The organism is Furfurilactobacillus entadae (assembly GCF_045862745.1).
In the GTDB taxonomy this organism is placed as follows: Bacteria; Bacillota; Bacilli; order Lactobacillales; family Lactobacillaceae; genus Furfurilactobacillus; species Furfurilactobacillus entadae.
Map to the genome: position 1 here is coordinate 38,832 of NZ_BQXN01000005.1, position 18,213 is coordinate 57,044.

At 46.2% G+C, this 18,213-nt stretch carries 12 protein-coding genes and 1 pseudogene; 1 reads left to right on the plus strand and 12 read right to left on the minus strand.

The window, feature by feature from the left end:
- Positions 1–50 precede the first annotated feature (50 nt).
- Genes cydC through ACKTR5_RS03485 form a run of 4 tightly spaced genes read right to left on the minus strand, consistent with a single transcriptional unit; the run spans position 51 to position 6,026 of the window.
- Positions 51–1,799 (minus strand): thiol reductant ABC exporter subunit CydC, encoded by a 1,749-nt coding sequence (cydC, locus tag ACKTR5_RS03470; RefSeq protein ID WP_407879209.1) that lies wholly within the window; start codon positions 1,797–1,799, stop codon positions 51–53.
- A complete protein-coding gene (gene cydD / locus ACKTR5_RS03475) occupies positions 1,796–3,532 on the minus strand; it encodes a thiol reductant ABC exporter subunit CydD (RefSeq protein WP_407879211.1) in 1,737 nt (578 codons plus the stop codon). The genes cydC and cydD overlap by 4 nt, the downstream gene beginning before the upstream one ends.
- A 27-nt stretch (positions 3,533–3,559) precedes the next feature.
- Positions 3,560–4,558, minus strand: coding sequence for a cytochrome d ubiquinol oxidase subunit II (gene cydB, locus ACKTR5_RS03480; RefSeq protein ID WP_407879213.1), 999 nt, complete (start codon positions 4,556–4,558; stop codon positions 3,560–3,562).
- Positions 4,551–6,026: a cytochrome ubiquinol oxidase subunit I gene (locus ACKTR5_RS03485; RefSeq protein WP_407879215.1), complete on the minus strand. Its 1,476-nt coding sequence runs from the start codon at positions 6,024–6,026 to the stop codon at positions 4,551–4,553. The genes cydB and ACKTR5_RS03485 overlap by 8 nt, the downstream gene beginning before the upstream one ends.
- A 428-nt stretch (positions 6,027–6,454) precedes the next feature.
- On the opposite strand from ACKTR5_RS03485, the gene ACKTR5_RS03490 reads away from it, so the two are divergent.
- Positions 6,455–7,408, plus strand: a complete 954-nt coding sequence (locus ACKTR5_RS03490; protein ID WP_407879217.1) for an NAD(P)-dependent oxidoreductase — start codon at positions 6,455–6,457, stop codon at positions 7,406–7,408.
- A 64-nt stretch (positions 7,409–7,472) separates the two neighbouring features.
- On the opposite strand, the gene ACKTR5_RS03495 is transcribed toward ACKTR5_RS03490, so the two are convergent.
- The 8 genes and pseudogenes from ACKTR5_RS03495 to ACKTR5_RS03530 all read right to left on the minus strand — a co-directional run bounded on the left by ACKTR5_RS03495 (position 7,473) and on the right by ACKTR5_RS03530 (position 18,213).
- Entirely contained in the window at positions 7,473–8,906 is a 1,434-nt protein-coding gene (locus ACKTR5_RS03495) for an amino acid permease (RefSeq protein ID WP_407879218.1), read from the minus strand.
- 133 nt (positions 8,907–9,039) lie between these two features.
- Positions 9,040–9,864 (minus strand): GIY-YIG nuclease family protein, encoded by an 825-nt coding sequence (locus tag ACKTR5_RS03500; protein ID WP_407879220.1) that lies wholly within the window; start codon positions 9,862–9,864, stop codon positions 9,040–9,042.
- Between the two features lie 18 nt (positions 9,865–9,882).
- Positions 9,883–10,437, minus strand: a pseudogene (locus ACKTR5_RS03505) (restriction endonuclease subunit S); the annotation flags it as partial.
- 24 nt (positions 10,438–10,461) lie between these two features.
- The gene (locus tag ACKTR5_RS03510; RefSeq protein WP_407879222.1) at positions 10,462–11,391 is read right to left on the minus strand and encodes a tyrosine-type recombinase/integrase; all 930 of its coding nucleotides are present in this window, start codon (positions 11,389–11,391) and stop codon (positions 10,462–10,464) included.
- Positions 11,392–11,451: 60 nt separating this feature from the next.
- Positions 11,452–14,469, minus strand: coding sequence for a type I restriction endonuclease subunit R (locus tag ACKTR5_RS03515; protein WP_407879224.1), 3,018 nt, complete (start codon positions 14,467–14,469; stop codon positions 11,452–11,454).
- Between the two features lie 530 nt (positions 14,470–14,999).
- Positions 15,000–15,944, minus strand: coding sequence for a phosphoglycerate dehydrogenase (locus tag ACKTR5_RS03520; protein WP_407879226.1), 945 nt, complete (start codon positions 15,942–15,944; stop codon positions 15,000–15,002).
- A gap of 1 nt (position 15,945) precedes the next feature.
- On the minus strand, positions 15,946–16,908 hold the full coding sequence (locus tag ACKTR5_RS03525; RefSeq protein WP_407879228.1) for a sugar kinase: 963 nt from the start codon (positions 16,906–16,908) through the stop codon (positions 15,946–15,948).
- 24 nt (positions 16,909–16,932) lie between these two features.
- The gene (locus ACKTR5_RS03530; RefSeq protein ID WP_407879230.1) at positions 16,933–18,213 is read right to left on the minus strand and encodes a gluconate:proton symporter; all 1,281 of its coding nucleotides are present in this window, start codon (positions 18,211–18,213) and stop codon (positions 16,933–16,935) included.

The window sequence follows — 18,213 nt, forward strand, 5'->3', positions numbered from 1 at the left end:
CAAATCCGGTACCACTCGCCATCAAAATGGCAAATCGTACCGGATTATAATCATGCTTCAGTTCGACCTTTATCAAGGTTGTACAGTCGTTTAAACCGGGCACTGGTTTTATACAGTTCGTGCGGATCGCCCGCTAGTTCAAACTGACCAGCCTCCACAAACCGAACATCATTGACGTGGGTAATTCCCTCCAAATGGTGGGTCACCCAGATGATTGTTTTGTCATGTAACACCTTAAAAACAGTGTCTAATAACTCGTGTTCAGTAATGGGATCAAGACTCACGGTTGGTTCGTCGAGGATAATGATCGGTGCATCCTGCAAAAGAATCCGGGCGAGTGCAAACCGTTGGCGTTCACCACCCGAGAAGCGGGCCCCAGCTTCATCCACCACCGTATTGTACCCACGGGGGAGACTCGTTACTAAATCAGTCAATTCAACGGCGTCGATCGCCGCCTTAACGGCCTCATCCGTTGCTGCTAGGTTCCCTAACCGCACGTTATTCATGATTGTCGTATTAAACAGGTACGGTTGCTGATCAAGCACACCAAACAGCTGGCCCCGCTCATCTTGTAACTGACTAATGTCGATTCCATTAACCGTGACCGTTCCGCTAGTTGGCGTTTCATCCCCTAAAATCAGCTTCAATAACGTGGACTTCCCGGTTCCTGATGGCCCAAGTAATGCCACCTTGTCACCACGATGAATTGTCCAATCAATGTCCGTTAACACTGGTCGATCCGCGGTGTAGCCAAAGTCCACGTGGCTCAACGCAATGGTTGTGACCGCTTCAGGCGCCAATGATTGCTGAGAAATGACTGGCCCAGTTGTTTGATCGAGCTGATTGACCCGCTTGATGGAGTCTTGGTACACCGGCCATTCTGACACTCCTTGCGGAATCGAGGCAAATGCATCTGTGGACGGGAAGATGGCCAAAACAAACGCTGCGATCCAGTCCAACGCCAAGTGTGACGTGTTAAAGTACGCGCCGGCCCAGTAGATCATGCAAATCGCAATCACTAAAATGATCAGTTGAACGCCTAGATCACGCCACCACTGAAAATGATTGTCCTCATCTTGTAGCGTCATCATTTCCTTCAGCGGCGCCGTTTGCCGGGCCATGAAATCATCCTCACGTCCAGAAATGACCCAGTCACTAACACCCAACACTGCATCCGTCATTGATGTATACAGTTTTTGTTGCGTTTGTTTCTGTTTGAACTCCCGCGCCCCGTTTAAGGACACGGAAAGTAACGGCATGATGACGACAATAACACCCAGGAGCAGCGCCATTAAGCCAGCAAATGGCCAACTAAACGTCCCGATGGCAATCACAACAAATAGATACAAGATCCAGCCGACAATCAGTGGAAATACCGTCCGCAAGTAGAGGTTCTCGATGTGGTCAATATCTTCTGCAAGTAACCCGAGGATGTCCCCCGTTTGGTGCCGCTGCCGAATCGCAACCGCGTCACGTTCAACGGATTGATACAGTTTCTTTCGGAAATCAGACACGATCCGCAGCACCCAGTTATGGCTCGTCAGCCGTTCTGCATACTTCAGCGTTGGCCGTGCGATCCCAAACGCCCGCACTAAAACCGTCGTGGCGTAAATGAGCATGATGTTAAACGGGTGCTGAGCGGCCCGACTAATCAAGTAGCCGGAGGTAAACATGAGCGCAGATCCCGTAATGGACGTCAGCGCACCAAGAATGAGGACCAATAAAAGGAGTGGCCGGTACTTTTTCAAGTATGGCATGACCCATGAATCGCTTTGAAATGTGTTGAAGAAGCCCTTCATAGTTCGTCGCCCCCCATCTCGTGGCGCAGTGCCGTATAGGCCCCGTCTGGTCGGGCTGCCAATTCATCCGGCGTCCCCTGCTCCACAATCTTTCCGTGCTCAATTACCAAAAGATAATCCATCTCATTCAACCAATGTAGCCGGTGGGTCGCAAAGAAAACCAAATGGTTGTCAAAGACCGGCTTGATGGTCTCCTTCAGGCCCACTTCCGTTTCGATATCAAGGTGAGCGGTTGGTTCATCAAACAGTAAAATCCGGCGCTCGTCGTCAAGAAAGGCCCGGGCCAGCGCAATTCGTTGTGCCTGACCACCAGAGACACCACGGGCCCCTTCACCAATCTGCGTTGCGAGACCATCGGGCAAACTGGCAACCCAGTCGCTCAATCCCGCTTGGCTCACAGCACGATTCACCGCGTCATCATCCGCAGTTGGTGTGTAAAACTTAATGTTTTCCGCTAGACTTGCATGGAATAAATACGGTGCTTGTGGAATGTAAAGGAACCGATTTTGCCAGTTCTTTTGACTCAAGTGAGGCACTGTCAGGCCGTTCACTTGAATCATGCCATCATCTTCAGTTGGTCGTAAGAACCCACCAAGCAGGTTAATCAGTGTCGATTTTCCTGACCCGGATGGGCCAATGATCCCAATCTTTTGAAACCCGGTTGCCGTGACGTTAATATCGGTCAGTGACGGCGCATTATCATACGCAAAGTTCACGTGACTAAGCGTCAGTTGACTGTCAGCCGTCCAGGTTGGTTGTGCTGCGGGTAAGACATCTTGATCCGTTGGTTCAGGATAGTCCAGCACCGCTAACACCGCGGTCAACGCATTCTTCCCGTTTAACGTTGCGTGGTAATCATTAGCAAAATTCCGGATCGGTAAGAAATATTCTGGGGCCAAGATCAATAATGTCAGTGCGGGAAAAAGTTCAATCTTCCCGGCCACCAAGCCTAAACCCAAGAAGACAGCCACAACCGCAATGGATAACGTGGTGAAGAAATCGAGTGCAAACGTCGATAAAATGGCAATCGTCAGCGTTCCCATTGTTTTCTTACGGTGATCCTCAGACACACTGTAAATGTTATTGGCGTACTTCTTGCTCAACCCCAACTGTTTTAACGTTGGTAACCCACGGAGAGCATCCACGAAGTTGTTCGATAACTGGGTGTAGCTTTCATATTCCCGGTCTGCTTTATCCTGCGCCGCATAACCCAAAATGATCATAAATAAGATAATCAGAGGGAAAATGCAGAGCAAAAACAAAGCTTCCTGCCACCGTAACGTGAACATGTAGACCAGTAAAACAAACGGAATGATCATCATGTCAAACACCTTGATGATGACAAGCATCAGGTACGTGTTGACCTGATTCATCCCCTCAAGTGCCATGGTCACGACATTTCCTGTTCCTTGTTTTGCGACAATGGCCGGCCCAACGTCGATCAATTTTTGCAATAATTGCTGGCGTAATGCCGCCACCGTTTTATCGACCCACGGTTCCATGACCCGGTTCTTAACCATCACTAATAGTTGTCGTAACGCAAAAGCACCCGCGAATAACACCACGGGTAGCCAAATTTTTGCTTCAGCAACACGGTTCCATAGGTCCGTCAGTGTGTGTGACAAGTAGACCCCTTGAAACAGGATACTAAAAGCTTGCAGGACCACAAGCCCTGCAAGCACGATCAGCATTTTAGTGATGCCTGGTAATTTAAAAACACGCTGATCAATCATGTTTTTGACACTCCTCGTTGTTCAGATTTAACTTGCTTTGATCCGCTTGTAAAAGACCCAGTAACTCCAGATCTGGTAGGCCAAAACGAATGGCAAGATGCACAGCGCGATCCACGTCATTAGGTTAAGCGTGTACGGCGAACTGGAAGCATTCTTGATCAGAATACTGTGGGTTGCGTCGTTTGCCACCATAACCCGTGGAAAGAGCCCTACAAATAATAATAGAACAACCGAGGCTAATGTTAAACCACCGCTAATGAAGGCGGTCACTTCATGGCCACGTAAGAGGCCGATGTAGGCCACCAAACTTAATGCAACAATCAGAGCCAAAATCAGTGTTGTGAGCACTGGCTTCTTGTCGAAGAAATCCGTGTACACGTAAACTAAAATTGCAAAAACAACTTCACCGGCAAAGAGCACTGGGTAAAGCACCTTAGCCCACGTTTGCGCCCGGTCATGGAGCGTTCCAAACGTCTTCAACCGAATGAAGTTTAACCCGTGCAGGTAGCACAATAAGGCAACGGCAACCCCACCGACGATGGAGAACCAGTTAACGTAGTCCGTGAAGTGACCAATCACGTCACCCTGGGCGTCAATTGGCATCCCTTTAACCATGTCAGTAAAGATCATCCCCAGAAGGAACGGTGCAGCAAGTGACGCAATGGTTAACGCCCAATCCCAGAACCGGCGCCAGAAGTTTGTCCGCATTTCCTTTCGAAATTCAAACGAGACCCCACGCATGATCAGGGCAACTAACACCAGTAAGAACATGATGTAGAATCCTGAAAACAGTGATGCATACCACGCACCAAATGACGCAAACATCGCCCCACCAGCTGTGATCAAGTACACTTCGTTACCGTCCCAGTGGGGCCCAATGGTCCGCACCAGTGCGTCGCGTTCATGGTCATTGGCAGCCAAGGTGTGCGCGCTCATGCCAACCCCAAAGTCGAACCCTTCCAAAAAGAAGAAGATGGCAAATAATAATCCGATTAAGATAAACCACAAAATTTGTAGACTAGTCATGGTTGAATGCCCCCTTCGCGTATGGATCAACGGTTGAATCACCGTCATCATCGTCCTTGTTGACCCCGTAACCACTTTGCAGGTCAGCGTCCGGTCCGTCCACTAACACCCGGTGACTTAACACGATCATCACGGCGCCCATGCCGGCAAACAACAAGAAGTAGATGATGTTACTGAGCAGCAGTGACCCCGCCGTAACGTGTGGTGAGACGGCGTCCGCAATCGTCAGTAACCCGTAAACGACCCATGGATAACGTCCTAATTCTGTAATCAACCATCCACAAGTGTTGGCAATGAATGGTAACCATAATGACAATCCCAAGATGTACAGGAACCACCGGTACCGCACAATTTGGTCAGAGCCCTTCCGGTTCCAGTACAAACCTAGAATAGCCAGCAATCCGAAGACCCCGGCAGACATCGCCATGATCCGGAAGCTGTAGAACAAGGTGTGGGTTGGAACGTAGTAGTTCATGTCCTTCCCAAACTTTTTATCGTACTTCTGGTGCAATTCTTTGTTCAACGGGTTGGCCCCGGTCACTGCCCCACTCGTCTTGTGGTAGGACAATAAACTCAGGACGTACGGAATTTCAATGCTCCACGTCGTCTTGTGGTTCCTCGTGTCCATGCCTTCGATCACAGACCACGCCGCGTGTTTATCCGTCGTTTTGTAAATCCCTTCGGTTGCAGCAAATTTCATCGGTTGGTTCTTGATGATGTATTGTGTTTGCAAGTCACCAACGGCAGTCACACCGATGGCAGCAACCAGGCCAACAATCAAGCTGACCTTGATGCTCTTCCGCCAAAAGTCAACGTTCTTCCCCTTCAGTAACCGCCAAGCAGATGAGCCGGCAATTACAAAAGCAGCCGTGATAAAGGCTCCGAACAAAACATGCGGTAATTCTAACCATAATTGCGGATTCTTCACGACGTCCATGAAATTAACCATGACCGCTTTGGTGTTCCCGTTGACCGTCTTTAAGGCGTAACCAACGGGATCCTGCATGAATGAGTTGGCCGCTAAAATCCACACAGCTGAAAGCATGGAGCCAAACGCCGTCAACCAAATAAACAAACAGTGCCATGCTGGCTTAAACCGGTCCCAAGTAAACATCCACAGTCCGATGAATGTTGACTCCAGGAAAAAGGCAGCCAGTGCTTCGATGGCTAAGGGCGCCCCGAAAATGTCCCCCATAAACCGTGAATATTGTGACCAGTTCATCCCGAATTGGAATTCCTGAATGATCCCGGTCACTACCCCCACTGCGAAGGACAACAGGAAGATTTTTCCCCAAAACTGAGTCATCTTCTTGTAGATTTCCTTCTTTTGGATCACGTAGTTTGTCTCCATGATCGCCACTACTAGGCCCATTCCGATTGAGAACGGGACGAAGAAGAAGTGGAAGATTGTCGTCATCGCGAATTGAAATCGCGCTAATGAAAGAATGCTAAACCCTAAAATTGACATCACACTTCGCTCCTTTGGCATATTGATGTAATGAGTAACGCTGCACAAAGCGATCGGTGCGCCGCCCCCTCACGGACTAATGAGTGACCGAAACCCTCTTCTCATCTGCTTCGTTACTGTTTTAAATTGTGGACAACTTATCACACGAGAAAGTTCGTCCGCTATGTAACCGCTCTCCACAACTTAAATTATATCGAGTGATAAATGAGTTTTCAAATATAATGTCAAATTAATGGCCAATTCTCACAATTCTTTCCTTGATTCAGTCGCCGTAATATAAAGTGAATTAACTATTCGGCCTTTAGAAACCGGACAGCCGTGCGTGTTGAGCCAGATGAGCATTACATTAAATTGCACTTTATTCCGAAACTCATCATAATGAACAGTAATCCCACCATCCCATTATTTAACGAAAGAAGGATTGCTTTATGGAACAACTTCTTAGCTTTATGCCACTCACGGACGATGAACGCGCCGTGATCGCCAACAATGATACGAACATCGTCTTACCAGATGACATTACGACAGGGCGCGTTGACCCAGCCACCATCACCATGATCTACGGTTGGCAACCAGACTTAGGCCGTCAGGTTGTCACCGCAGCTGGCACTAACCTCAAGTGGGTTCAAACAATGTCTGCCGGAGTCGACTACTTACCACTGACGGAATTAACGAAAAATAACGTCGCGGTAACGAACGCTAGCGGCATCCACGCAGCCGCCATCGCACAATCCATTTTGGGCTACATTTTCCACTTTACCCGCGGGATTTGGACGGCGGAACAACGCCGGAGCGCCCACCACTGGGAACAGTCTGCCCCTGACTTACTGGTTGCTGACGAAACATCCGTCCTGATTTTCAGTACCGGTCACATTGCCACTGAAACAGCCCGGTTATTAAAGGAAATGGGCGTTCATGTTGCTGGAATCAACCATACAGGGCATCCAGCAGACCACTTTGACGAAACATTCCCTATCACTGACTACGCGGCGGCATTGAAAACGGCTGACGTGATCGTGAACATCATGCCTGGAACGCCAGAAACAGAGGGCTACTTTAACAAGGCATTCTTTGATCAGCTAACTGACAAATTGTTGTTCATCAACGTTGGCCGAGGCAGTTCTGTTGTTAATGACGACCTCATCGCCGCAATTGATAACGGCAACGTGAAGTACGCGGCCCTAGATGTTGTTGCACCAGAACCACTGCCAACGACTTCACCACTCTGGGATCATGAACGAATCTTACTCACACCACATATCTCTGGTGTCATGGACCACTTGGGGACCCGCCTGTTCCCAATCTTCTCCACTAACCTAGCTAGTCTTGTGGCTGACGGCCACGTTAGTCGTAATGAAGTCGACTTGAACGCCGGTTATTAATCACATACGTAAAATGAGCCGCCACGATTTTATCGTGACGGCTCATTTTTTTAATTAACAATTCCTAATCGTTCTTGGGTGCGCTCTCGTTATTCAAAGCCTGTCGTGCCCGACTGTGATGGTAGCCGTACGCTGCGTACAGCACCAGCCCGACCGCCTGCCAAACTAGAAAGGCCAGCCACGTGAAGCCCTGGAGCATGACCATTAAGCCCACACAGCAGACAAATGATAATAAGGGTAACCACGGAAAGAATGGGACGTGGAACGCCGCCTTCGCGTTTGCAAACTGTGGGTTCCGTCGAAGGAAAACGACCCCTAGTGAGACCAGCGCAAACGCAAACAGTGTACCGATGTTGACCAGTTCAGAAACTAAACTGATCGGAATCAGGGCCGCAAACACGGCGGCCACAAAGCCGAAGATCAGTGTGTTGGCAACCGGGACGTGTGTCTTGGGGTGCAATTTGTGCAACCGTTGTGGCAACAGGCCATCCCGTGAGATCGCAAAGATCAACCGCGTGCCACCATAGGACATCACCAAAAGAACCGTGGTCATCCCCACGATGGCCCCTAGTGAAATAATGCCAGAGAGTGCGTTTAAATGTAATGCTTCTAACGCATACGCAACTGGATCCGCCACGTTGAGGTGGGTGTACTTCACGACCCCAACCAGCACCGTTGCTAACGCAATGTACAGAATCGACGCAATCAGTAAGGAAAGACTAATTCCGATCGGCATGTCACGCTGTGGACGTTTAACTTCTTCAGCGGCCGAGGACACAGCGTCAAACCCAACGTACGCATAGAAGGCTAGTGCAGCCCCCTTGAACACCCCACCCACACCAAACGGCATGAATGGATGGTAGTTAGCCGGTTTGACGTAGAAAACGGCGACCCCAATAAAGAGCACGATCACGGCAATCTTCAAGATTACCATCGCTGTGTTGACCTTTGCTGATTCATGCACCCCACCCAGGAGGAGAACCGCAATCAACATGACGATCACAAACGCAATCAGATCAAACCGTCCGCCAGGAACACTCGCCGTCCCTGGCGCCGCACGCAACGCGACCGGAAGTTTAACACCAAAGCCTGCGAGGATGTTTTGAAAGTACGCTGACCAACTGGTGGCCACCGACGACACGGAGAACATGTACTCAGACACAAGCGACCAGCCCAGAACCCAGGCAATCAGCTCACCAAACACCGTATAAACGTATGTATACGCGCTCCCGGCTAACGGGATGGTGGATGAGAACTCGGAGTAACAGAGCGCCGCTAACGCGCACACAATGGCTGCCAGCACAAACGACAGCATGCCGGCTGGTCCTGCATGCAGTGACGCAATCACACCAGGCGTGATAAAAATCCCGGCACCGACGATGGCCCCAACCCCCATTGTGGTTAAGTTTCCCGCCGTTAATGTCTTAGCTAGACCGGACTGTTTAAGAATGTCGCTGGTCGTATCTTTCTTAACAAAAAGCTGTTTGAATGCTGACATCGCGTTTCCTCCTTCATCGTTTTCTAACGATTTTCTTATCTAATTTTCAATCCACTTAGTGTAACAAAGATTGTGACAGATTGAAAATAGAAATAAGGATAAACGTCCGCTTCGTGAATTTTCCAGTTGGCGGTTAAAAATTAATCTCAATGGTCAGTCCCAGCCAACCCGCAATTTTTTGAATTGTCTTGCTAACACCCTTTTTACTCAAGTTAACGTATAAAAAGATGTCAGGTTCAATTTCAAAGGCTGCCTCTTGCCCACTTGGGAATACATTTTGTTGGCGACCAAGGATATTTTTCGATGTTGCTTTATCATCAACAAGAAATTCCAATAGTTGTTCTCGATACTTGGACGATTTTAGTAATCGCCGCACAAATTTAATAAGAACCTGCCGGGAAATCCCGTCGCTAATGGTTTGGTGGTCAAACTGAACAAATAAATGTCCGTTTAACGTTTCATCCACTAGGCCATTATTAACGGATAATAAATCAATGTTAGCCACGTCTTCCAAGATATCAAAGAATGAATTCCACAGCTCATCTGCCTGGATCGTTGATAATCGATCAATATATCCCGAATTACCTACCGTTCCATTCATTAGTTGAAGATGGTCGTCATCACTATAATATTGAACAAATTTCTTCTCTAAATATTCCGCCTGAGTTTTGGTCAAATGATTATCCGTTCGTCCAAAAAAGATAATTTTTTTAAACCATGCTTTATCACTATTCTGATTATGCTGAGCCAACCGGCGATTAATGGTTTGTCCTGCTGTTTGACCAACATACCGCATGTTATTACCGATCAGAATATAAACGCCCGAATTATTCGCATATGGCAAACTTTTCAAATATGGTAAGTCAGCCCGGTCACATGTCACAACTACCGCTGGTTCTTGTTCATAAACCGAAACGTTATCTTTTTCTCGGTTCCGTGTAACAAAAATACTTCTCATTTCTGCATACTCCCATTTTCATGAATTAATTTTCCTGTGTAAACATCTCAAAATCTTCATTTGAGGTGGTGGATCAGGTGCACGCTGGTTGACAGCTATTAAGGTATCCATTCGCTCAAAAAGATCGCCGATCAATGCTTTCTCAACATTGCTATTTGGTATTGCAATTTCGATTTTAGCTAACTGTTTGCCTGATATTTCAGTAAATGTTGATCCTGAAGCCAATTTATTTGCTACGCGACTAACCTTTTGTTGCATTGAATAGACAAAGTTTGAAGGCACTCCAGTATGTGGAATTATTGATTGAAAGCCCTGATTAGTTGCTGCTTTCTCTGCCAAAATGCCCATTGCCCCAATACCTGCCCGTGAAGTCATCAACACGGACCCAACCGGAAGTAATTTTGCTGAACTTTTTTTAAGACCTAGCTCGGTAATTTTTCGCTTACTCTTTCTTAGATAGCCTTGATTTGTAACTTCAGTAGGGGTAAACCAATTTATTTTCCCATCCCAGTATTCCGAATTACCGGAATCAGGAGTACCCCCACCTTGAATCTCAGCTATCTCATTCAACTTTCGCTTTTCCCATACGAGCTATTTTTACATCAACGTAGTCAAGTAACGCATAATTTTGTCCGTATCTTGGTTTTCAAGTTCTTGGATCACATGTAAATAGGTTCGTTGGGTCGTATCCATATTTGAATGTCCTAGCCTTCTAGCGACTGAACCAATGGAAACGCCCGCGTAAAGCAATAACGAAGCGTGTGTGTGCCGTAATCCGTGCACACTAATGGCCGGAATCCCCGCGCTTTTGCAGTAGCGTTCAAGCTTATCATTTACCGTTGTGTTATAAATTTTCTTTCCTGCGGACACAAAGATGGGTTGATCACTTGGCAAATCTTTAACTAATTGTGCAAATTGCATAGCAGTCTGCCAATCTAAAGGTAATTTTCGAATTGAAGCTGTGTTTTTGGTTGGCGCAAAACTTCCAGGAAAATCCTTATAAGAACAGGTTTTGCTAACATTTAATGTTAACCGTGTTAAGTCAAAATCTGCTGGCGTTAGGCCAAGGGCTTCACTAAATCGCAAGCCTGTTTTAGAAATTAGTAAGATGAAATAATCCCACGAAATCGAATCACCCAACTGTAGCTGTGCCAACAATTTTGTTAGTTGCTGCTGATTAAGAAACTTTATCTTATGATGATGTGTTACTGTTCCTTTAATCACAACGCGCCGTGTCGGGTCCACCTGAATGAGGCCCTCTTCAAGTGCGTCTAAAATGGCCGCTTTTACTTGATGGTGGAAGTCCAACGTCGTCTGTTTCTCATGATTTTCGGCATATGAATTAAGCATTTCCTGATATTCACGACGCGTTAAATCACACAAACGTAACTGTGGTTTTAACATGAGAATATGTTTATACGTCTGAATGTATTTTAAGTATGTAATGTCACGGACTGCATTCTTCTTATACAACTTTACCCACTGCTTGTAATACATATAAAACAACATCTCACTACGATCTGACATAATCAATTCCCCCATAAAAAATAGTATCTACATTACTGTAGATACTATCAGTTATAGCTGTTAAGCGGTGGCAAAAAATTCCAATAAATCTTTTTCAAAACTAGCCATCTCAAAGAAGTTCATTTCGGCATTCTTCTCAATGTTGCTCATCTTATCAGATAATTTTGGATTATCGTTCAAGTCAACGCCTGGCATATATAGGTCGTAGGCTTCTACAATCTCATTCCCGTTGTAGTCATTATCCGCTGACCAGCGCCGCAATTTTAATTCTCGTCGTTCGCTACGAATTGATTTTCGTGCTGTTTTCAATGTCTCGGTATTAAAGTGTTCTTTGTAAACACCGTCTTCGATTCCATCCAAAACGCCATTAATTTCATCACGACTTTTATCATCCATTGGGGTAATGTGCTCTTCAACAGCTTCACGATTTTTCGAAATCGTTTCATCCATGTATTGGTTTAACAGGTCAACTAGTCGATCATAGTCGATAATTTCACTCGCATAAGCCTCAATAGCTACCCGAATGTTAGTTAAATCAATTTGTTTATCGGCTGGAAGCTTATTATTCACGTCATTTAAACGCGCTTGCAATGCACTTAGTTCGTCTTCTGAAGCGATTGCTAACGCGATCTTTTCATCAGTCGTGTTCCCCTGTTCGTCAATTGCATCAACCTCGGAGCCGAGTTTATACCCCTGCTGTACCAGCCGTTGAACTTTTTGGTTAACTTCCGCAGCTATCAATGCAAATTCTTGCATCGCACGTTGGCCCTTTGGTTCCTGTGAAAAATCATCGCCAGATAGTTGCTTTAACACGGTAATTTTTGGTTGTAATTCATCAATCTGCTTAGCAATTTTTGGTGCCAAAATCTTATCGTCAATTAATTCTTTTTGCTCCTCATCAGACGGTTGTTCTTCGGCATCCTCAATTGTGTCATTACCACCCTTTGTATAGATCACTAAGGCATTTTTAACGTTCTCCTCCATGATCTCACCCTTACGGTAAAAACGAACCTTCCCGTGCGGCTTTGCATTACGGTCAATGGTTCGATTGGTCCGTGACATTGCTTGAATCAGCAAGCCTTCCTTAAGGATTTTATCCATATAAATGACGTTGACATATTTAGAATCAAACCCAGTCAATAATTGATCAGAAACGATTACCAAGTCGATTCGATCAGCGTCATCGCCACGATTATACGGCTTCTTACGCGCCAAACGTTTAGACAAATCCTTGAGGTAATCACGTTCCGGATTTTGGCTTTCTAAAAAATTAGTCGTATTATAACGCTGTGTATACTCTTGCATAGCCTGCTTCAAAGCTTCTTGTAAATCAGAAGCACCCAGCCCATTATCTTCATCACGTGAATACGTCATGGCTACACGCAGGTCTGGTGCTAATTCTTTAAACAAATTGTAATAGGCTACGACCGCCTGCTTCCCGGAAACGGCTAATAGTGCTTGGAATTGATTTGGTTTACGGACACCATATTCAATGGGGCCTGCCGCATTATCCGACCAGTGAGTGCTAATATCATTCACCACTGATTTCCGATATGGCAGACTCGTGTATACTGCCTGTTCAAGGTCTTGATCACTCATGCTAGTATCCGCGTCTGCTTCAATATCTGGCACATAATAAGTAACATCGAAACCAAGAACATTTCCATCACCAATAGCGTCTTTAATGGTGTAACGGTGAAGCCGACGTCCAAAGACATCATGTGTTGAAACGTTTCGCGTCGTCTTTACGTCATTAACTTCGTCTGAATAAAAGTTAGGCGTTCCGGTAAACCCAAACCAAGTTGTTTTAGGTAATGCTTTCTTAATTCGAGCAACCGAATCGCCACTAGCAGACCGATGAGCCTCATCCATTAAGATAACCATTCGCTCGTCAGAATGTAGCCCAGCCTTTACAACTTTATCGCCAATGATCTTATCCTTAATTGCTTTATCCAATCCTTGAACCGTAATCAGATAGATGTATGACGCCTGGTTATTTTCCTTCAACTCACGTTTCAATTGATTTCCGTTAACAACCTTAATTCGTTTCTCAAACGTTTTGTATGCAAAACTCTGAAAATTTTCAAACGTTTGGCTAACTAGATCCACACGATCAACAATAAACAGAACATTCCGAACTCGCGGCATCGAGGCCAACAACTGGGCAACTTTAAACGACGTTACCGTCTTCCCAGAACCAGTAGTGTGCCAAACATAGCCTCCTTCTTTCTCGATGAGGCCATTATTATCCATCTGTTTCATTCGCTCTAAGATGGCACGTGTCGCCTGAATTTGATAAGACCGCATGACCATCAAATTGTCATTGGCTGCATCTGGAATCATGTTGACCGTTACTAACCGATGTAATGCTGGAATCCCCATAACCTGATGAATGAACTCCATTGTGTTCGTTACATCGCGACCGTTATCATCACGCCAACCAAAAACAAAATCCTTATTGTATGAGCTTGGATTTTTAGGCCGTGCTAGATAATGGGCTGAGTGTTGCGACAAAATGAATTGTGTTTGTACAAATGACATCAGCCCAGTGTACATACCGTCACTATCGTATTTTTCAAGTTGTTCAAAAGCATTCCACTGATTTTGAAGCGATTCATCTTTTTCTTCGATGTGCGCAATTGGCAATCCGTTAATCAGCAATAACAAGTCAATCCGCCGCTTCTTGCTTAACGTGTTTGGCAACCGATCAAAGGTCACTTGGCTAACCACTTCATACTCAGAGCGGCCACCAGCAACCTCGTCACCGTAGAAAATTTCAATCTCCAATTGTGTACCGTCATCACGTGTTAACGGCAATGTACCAATGTTTCCAGCTCCCGCTAAAACTAATTGTGAATCGTATGGCGTTCGATTTTTATTGAGCTCAACTTTTAACAATTCAAACTCAGTATCAGTTAAATCATTACCAAGCAACTTAATATTGTTATTCCGATTAAGAATTTCGCGCCAGTGTTGATAAAGCTTATTGTAATTCACATTTGATAAATCTTCTCGATAAGACCAGCCCTCATCCTTTAACTTATTAATGACGGCTTCTTCAAACTTATTTTCTGCCATTTTATTCTTCTTTCACGTTATTTGGCGCTTTTAACCCCAATAATTACACGAACATTGTCTGTAACAACGCTTTTTTTACCTTTTTCAATGCTTCGCCCTTACGTTGGTTGACAGCTATTAGGTTGTCGAGGTTTTTAAATAGGTCGCCAATATCATTTTGTTCACTAAAATCGAAATTGCAATACCAAATAGCAATGTTGAGAAAGCATTGATCGGCGATCTTTTTGAGCGAATGGATACCTTAATAGCTGTCAACCAGCGTCAGCCAGTTTTAGTCCATTCACAGCCGCCTTAATTAAGAACATTCATATTTTTAATCCTCGCAACTAGCCACATCAAATCACAAAATTAATTTTTCATAGTTTTGCAGGCTATTTTCATGATGACATTCAAAATATCACGTAATATCGTTAATAGGTAACCCCTGTTATTCCATAAAGCAATGATGACCAAGAATTACAATACGGATTTTAAAAACAAAAACTGACAAGGACTCTCCATAGTCATCGGAGATATCCTTGTCAGTTTCTTTACTTCACTTCATTAACCCGGTACTTCGCTTCTTCCCCACTCAGCACCCGCACAATGTCATTCGCAGCATCAATGGCCATCCGCCGCTTAGTTTCCACCGTGTTCGAGGCAATGTGTGGTGTTAACAACGCATTGTCCAATCCAACTAACGGGTTGGTTACAGGCAGTGGTTCCTCTTCAAAGACATCCAGCGCTGCACCAGCGATGTCGTGATTCTTCAGTGCGGCGACCAGGTCAGCTTCCACGAGGATGCTCCCCCGCGCCATGTTGATCAGGTATGCATCATCCTTCATCAGCTTAAACTCGGCGGCCCCAATCGAGTGCTCCGTTGTCGGAATTGCTGGCAGGTGGACCATCACGAAGTCAGCTTCCCTAAACAGCGTTTCCCGATCGACAATCGTTACGGTGTCAGTGCTCTTTGCAAACGGATCAACCGCAATAAGCGTAACACCAAAGCCCTGCAACTTTTCTGCAACAGCCCGCCCAATTCGACCAAAGCCCAGAATCCCAACGGTCTTCCCGTAGATATCGTGACCAAGATGGGTCTTCCGGTAGTTCCAATTGTCATCATGCAACGCCTTTGAATCCTGATACAGGTTCTTACTGATGGCAAGTAGTTCTGTCACCGCAGTCTCTGCAACGGCTCCTGACAACGCTGTGGGGGTGTTAACCACCTGAATCCCACGCTTTGTGGCTGCGTCCACATCCACGGAGTCATAGCCAACTCCGTTACGCGCGATCACCTTTAAGTTTGGCATGCCGGCCATCACTTCGTCGTCGAACGGTTGCGTGCCGATCAACACGGCACTTGCGTCCTTCCCTTCAGTCATCATGACCTGCTTATCACGGCCGGTTCCGACAACAACGTCCAACCCTGCGTTTTCTAAAATTTCTTTTCCTGCTGCTGGGACATCATCGGGTAAAAAGACCATCTGTTTTGTCATGTTATTCTCCTTTACTTGTCGCTAAAAACGTTGCTAATGCTTCCCGAGTTGGGTATCCATCGTTATCCCCTGGTGTTTGAACCTGGAGTGCGCCAACCGCGTTACCACGTTCAACAGCATTTTGAATATCGAGGCCCTCAAGTAACGCGGTAATGACGCCAAGGGCAAAGCCATCGCCGGCCCCAACGGTATCAACCACGTGATCCACATTGAAACCAGGAATTTGAACACCAGTCTCATCGCCACGGTTTTTAATGTAGGCACCAGCGGCCCCAATCTTAACGATAACGGTCTCTGTGACATCCCCATTGTTTAGGTAGAAGTCGGCAATCTTTTCTGGATCACGTGATCCCATTAAGATCTCCCCTTCATCCACACCAGGTAAAACGATGTTCCCGTACTTGGCCAGCTCATTAATGGTGGTGACCATTTGTTCCGTTGACGCCCATAAAGCAGGCCGCAGGTTTGGATCAAACGTGGTTTGGATGTGGTTAGCCAGCATTCGTTTTGCAAAGTAGGTAAACGTTTCCCGGGCCGTCTCCGAAATTGCGGGGAAGATCCCTGAGAGGTGGGCCATCTTGACGCCATTCAAATCAATGGTATCAATAACTGCCTTATCCAAATGAGCGGCTGCTGAATTCCGGCGAAAATTAAACGTCTTCGGATCACCCTTTGATACCCGTTCTTTCAACTGAAAGGCCGTCCAGTTATTCTCATCTGAGCTGATGTAGTTTGCGCCAACGCCGAATGCCTTAACCCCATTAATGGCGAACGCACCCAAGGGGTCTTCACCAACTTGGGAAATGTACTCCGTTGAGTGTCCCAAACGGGTTGCCCCAATCATGACATTCAGTTCGGCACCACCAAGTAGTTTGTAATAGTTAATGCTTTCGACCAGGTTCTTATCAACATCCGTCGATGCAAATGTGACAATTGGTTCACCTAGAGTTAATAGTTCAGTCATCATCTTTCTCCCTTAACAATTTAATTAACGACCAAAGAACAGGTAGACAAGCGCAGTATTAACAATACTGATCACCCACATAACGGGAACGCCCATCTTCAGGTACGTCTTTGCCTCTAACTTTGAGTAGGTCAGCGCCCATGTGTTCCATGACTGCGTCAAATCAATGGACACGGCCATAATGCTGACGGTGTAAAACAGTGGTAGCAAAAACATTGGGCTAAACGTATGTGTTGCCGCCAACACGGACGCAGTGGCCGCACCAGCACCCCAAACGTGCAACGGTCCACGGAACAACGCTAGTGGTGCTAAAATCCCAAAGGCTATCGCAATAACTAACGCATTGTGCGGTAAAATCACTTCGATCAGGCCCTTAAACCGTGGGACATTAATGGTGGCTGCACCAACGAACATGATCAATGCCATTAAGAACATGATTAAACCGGAGATATCATTAATGGCCTGGCTGGTTGTTTTATTGATAAACGCCACGAGCTCGGAAAACTTCTTCATTCTTCCCGTCAAGAGTAAAGCAATCAGTGTTGATAGTAATAGCGACGGAATGGCATCCCACTTGAACAACAGGTTAAAGACGACCGGTAGTAACGGAATGATGTACGTTACTGGGTTGACCTGTGTGATATCCTCAGGGGCCTGTTCGCCTTCGATGAAATCGACATGACCATCCTTAATTTGGCGACTGTTTAAAAGAACGAAGATAATGACACCCACCAATTGGACCGCCATCGCTGTGATCCCAAAGACGAGGTAGCGACCGGAGTAGTTGACCGATGGAAAGAACGCCTTGATTTGGTTAAACAGCACGACATTAATGTACATTGCCGCACCAATGGCCATTGTAAATGCCGGAATGGCCACCCGCTTAGGCACCCCAATCGACAGAAGGATCGGAATGAGAATGACCCCAATGGCCATTACGGACCCCACACCATAAGCTGACGAGAAGATCAACGCCGTCACCAGCACGATCACAATTGTTGCCAGAACCGGTGCCTTTTTCCCCAGCTTTTGTGTTTTGGAAGAAATGGAGCCCGCAATTCCAGTGTCCACCAGAACCCGGCCAAACCACGATCCAAAAACAATGTAAATAATTGTCGGCCCGTACTTTAGCGCTGGCTCAGCAATCACCTTTTGCATTGCCACGTTCACTGGCACAAGGCCAATAACTGCCCATAACACTGCCATCACGAAGAACCCAATCGTGAGGTTCCCGCCCTTCACAATGTAATAAATAAACGCCAAGAACGTTAATAATAGCAGTGAGCTAATCACAATGTTTTCCAT

What these genes read in the sequence shown, in the direction of transcription:
- ACKTR5_RS03485 (WP_407879215.1), bottom strand. Translation starts at nt 6,026, where the DNA reads ATGTCAATTTTAGGGTTTAGCATTCTTTCATTAGCGCGATTTCAATTC.
- cydC (WP_407879209.1), bottom strand. Translation starts at nt 1,799, where the DNA reads ATGAAGGGCTTCTTCAACACATTTCAAAGCGATTCATGGGTCATGCCA.
- ACKTR5_RS03510 (WP_407879222.1), bottom strand. Translation starts at nt 11,391, where the DNA reads ATGTCAGATCGTAGTGAGATGTTGTTTTATATGTATTACAAGCAGTGG.
- cydD (WP_407879211.1), bottom strand. Translation starts at nt 3,532, where the DNA reads ATGATTGATCAGCGTGTTTTTAAATTACCAGGCATCACTAAAATGCTG.
- ACKTR5_RS03520 (WP_407879226.1), bottom strand. Translation starts at nt 15,944, where the DNA reads ATGACAAAACAGATGGTCTTTTTACCCGATGATGTCCCAGCAGCAGGA.
- ACKTR5_RS03495 (WP_407879218.1), bottom strand. Translation starts at nt 8,906, where the DNA reads ATGTCAGCATTCAAACAGCTTTTTGTTAAGAAAGATACGACCAGCGAC.
- ACKTR5_RS03515 (WP_407879224.1), bottom strand. Translation starts at nt 14,469, where the DNA reads ATGGCAGAAAATAAGTTTGAAGAAGCCGTCATTAATAAGTTAAAGGAT.
- ACKTR5_RS03530 (WP_407879230.1), bottom strand. Translation starts at nt 18,213, where the DNA reads ATGGAAAACATTGTGATTAGCTCACTGCTATTATTAACGTTCTTGGCG.
- ACKTR5_RS03500 (WP_407879220.1), bottom strand. Translation starts at nt 9,864, where the DNA reads ATGAGAAGTATTTTTGTTACACGGAACCGAGAAAAAGATAACGTTTCG.
- cydB (WP_407879213.1), bottom strand. Translation starts at nt 4,558, where the DNA reads ATGACTAGTCTACAAATTTTGTGGTTTATCTTAATCGGATTATTATTT.
- ACKTR5_RS03490 (WP_407879217.1), top strand. Translation starts at nt 6,455, where the DNA reads ATGGAACAACTTCTTAGCTTTATGCCACTCACGGACGATGAACGCGCC.
- ACKTR5_RS03525 (WP_407879228.1), bottom strand. Translation starts at nt 16,908, where the DNA reads ATGACTGAACTATTAACTCTAGGTGAACCAATTGTCACATTTGCATCG.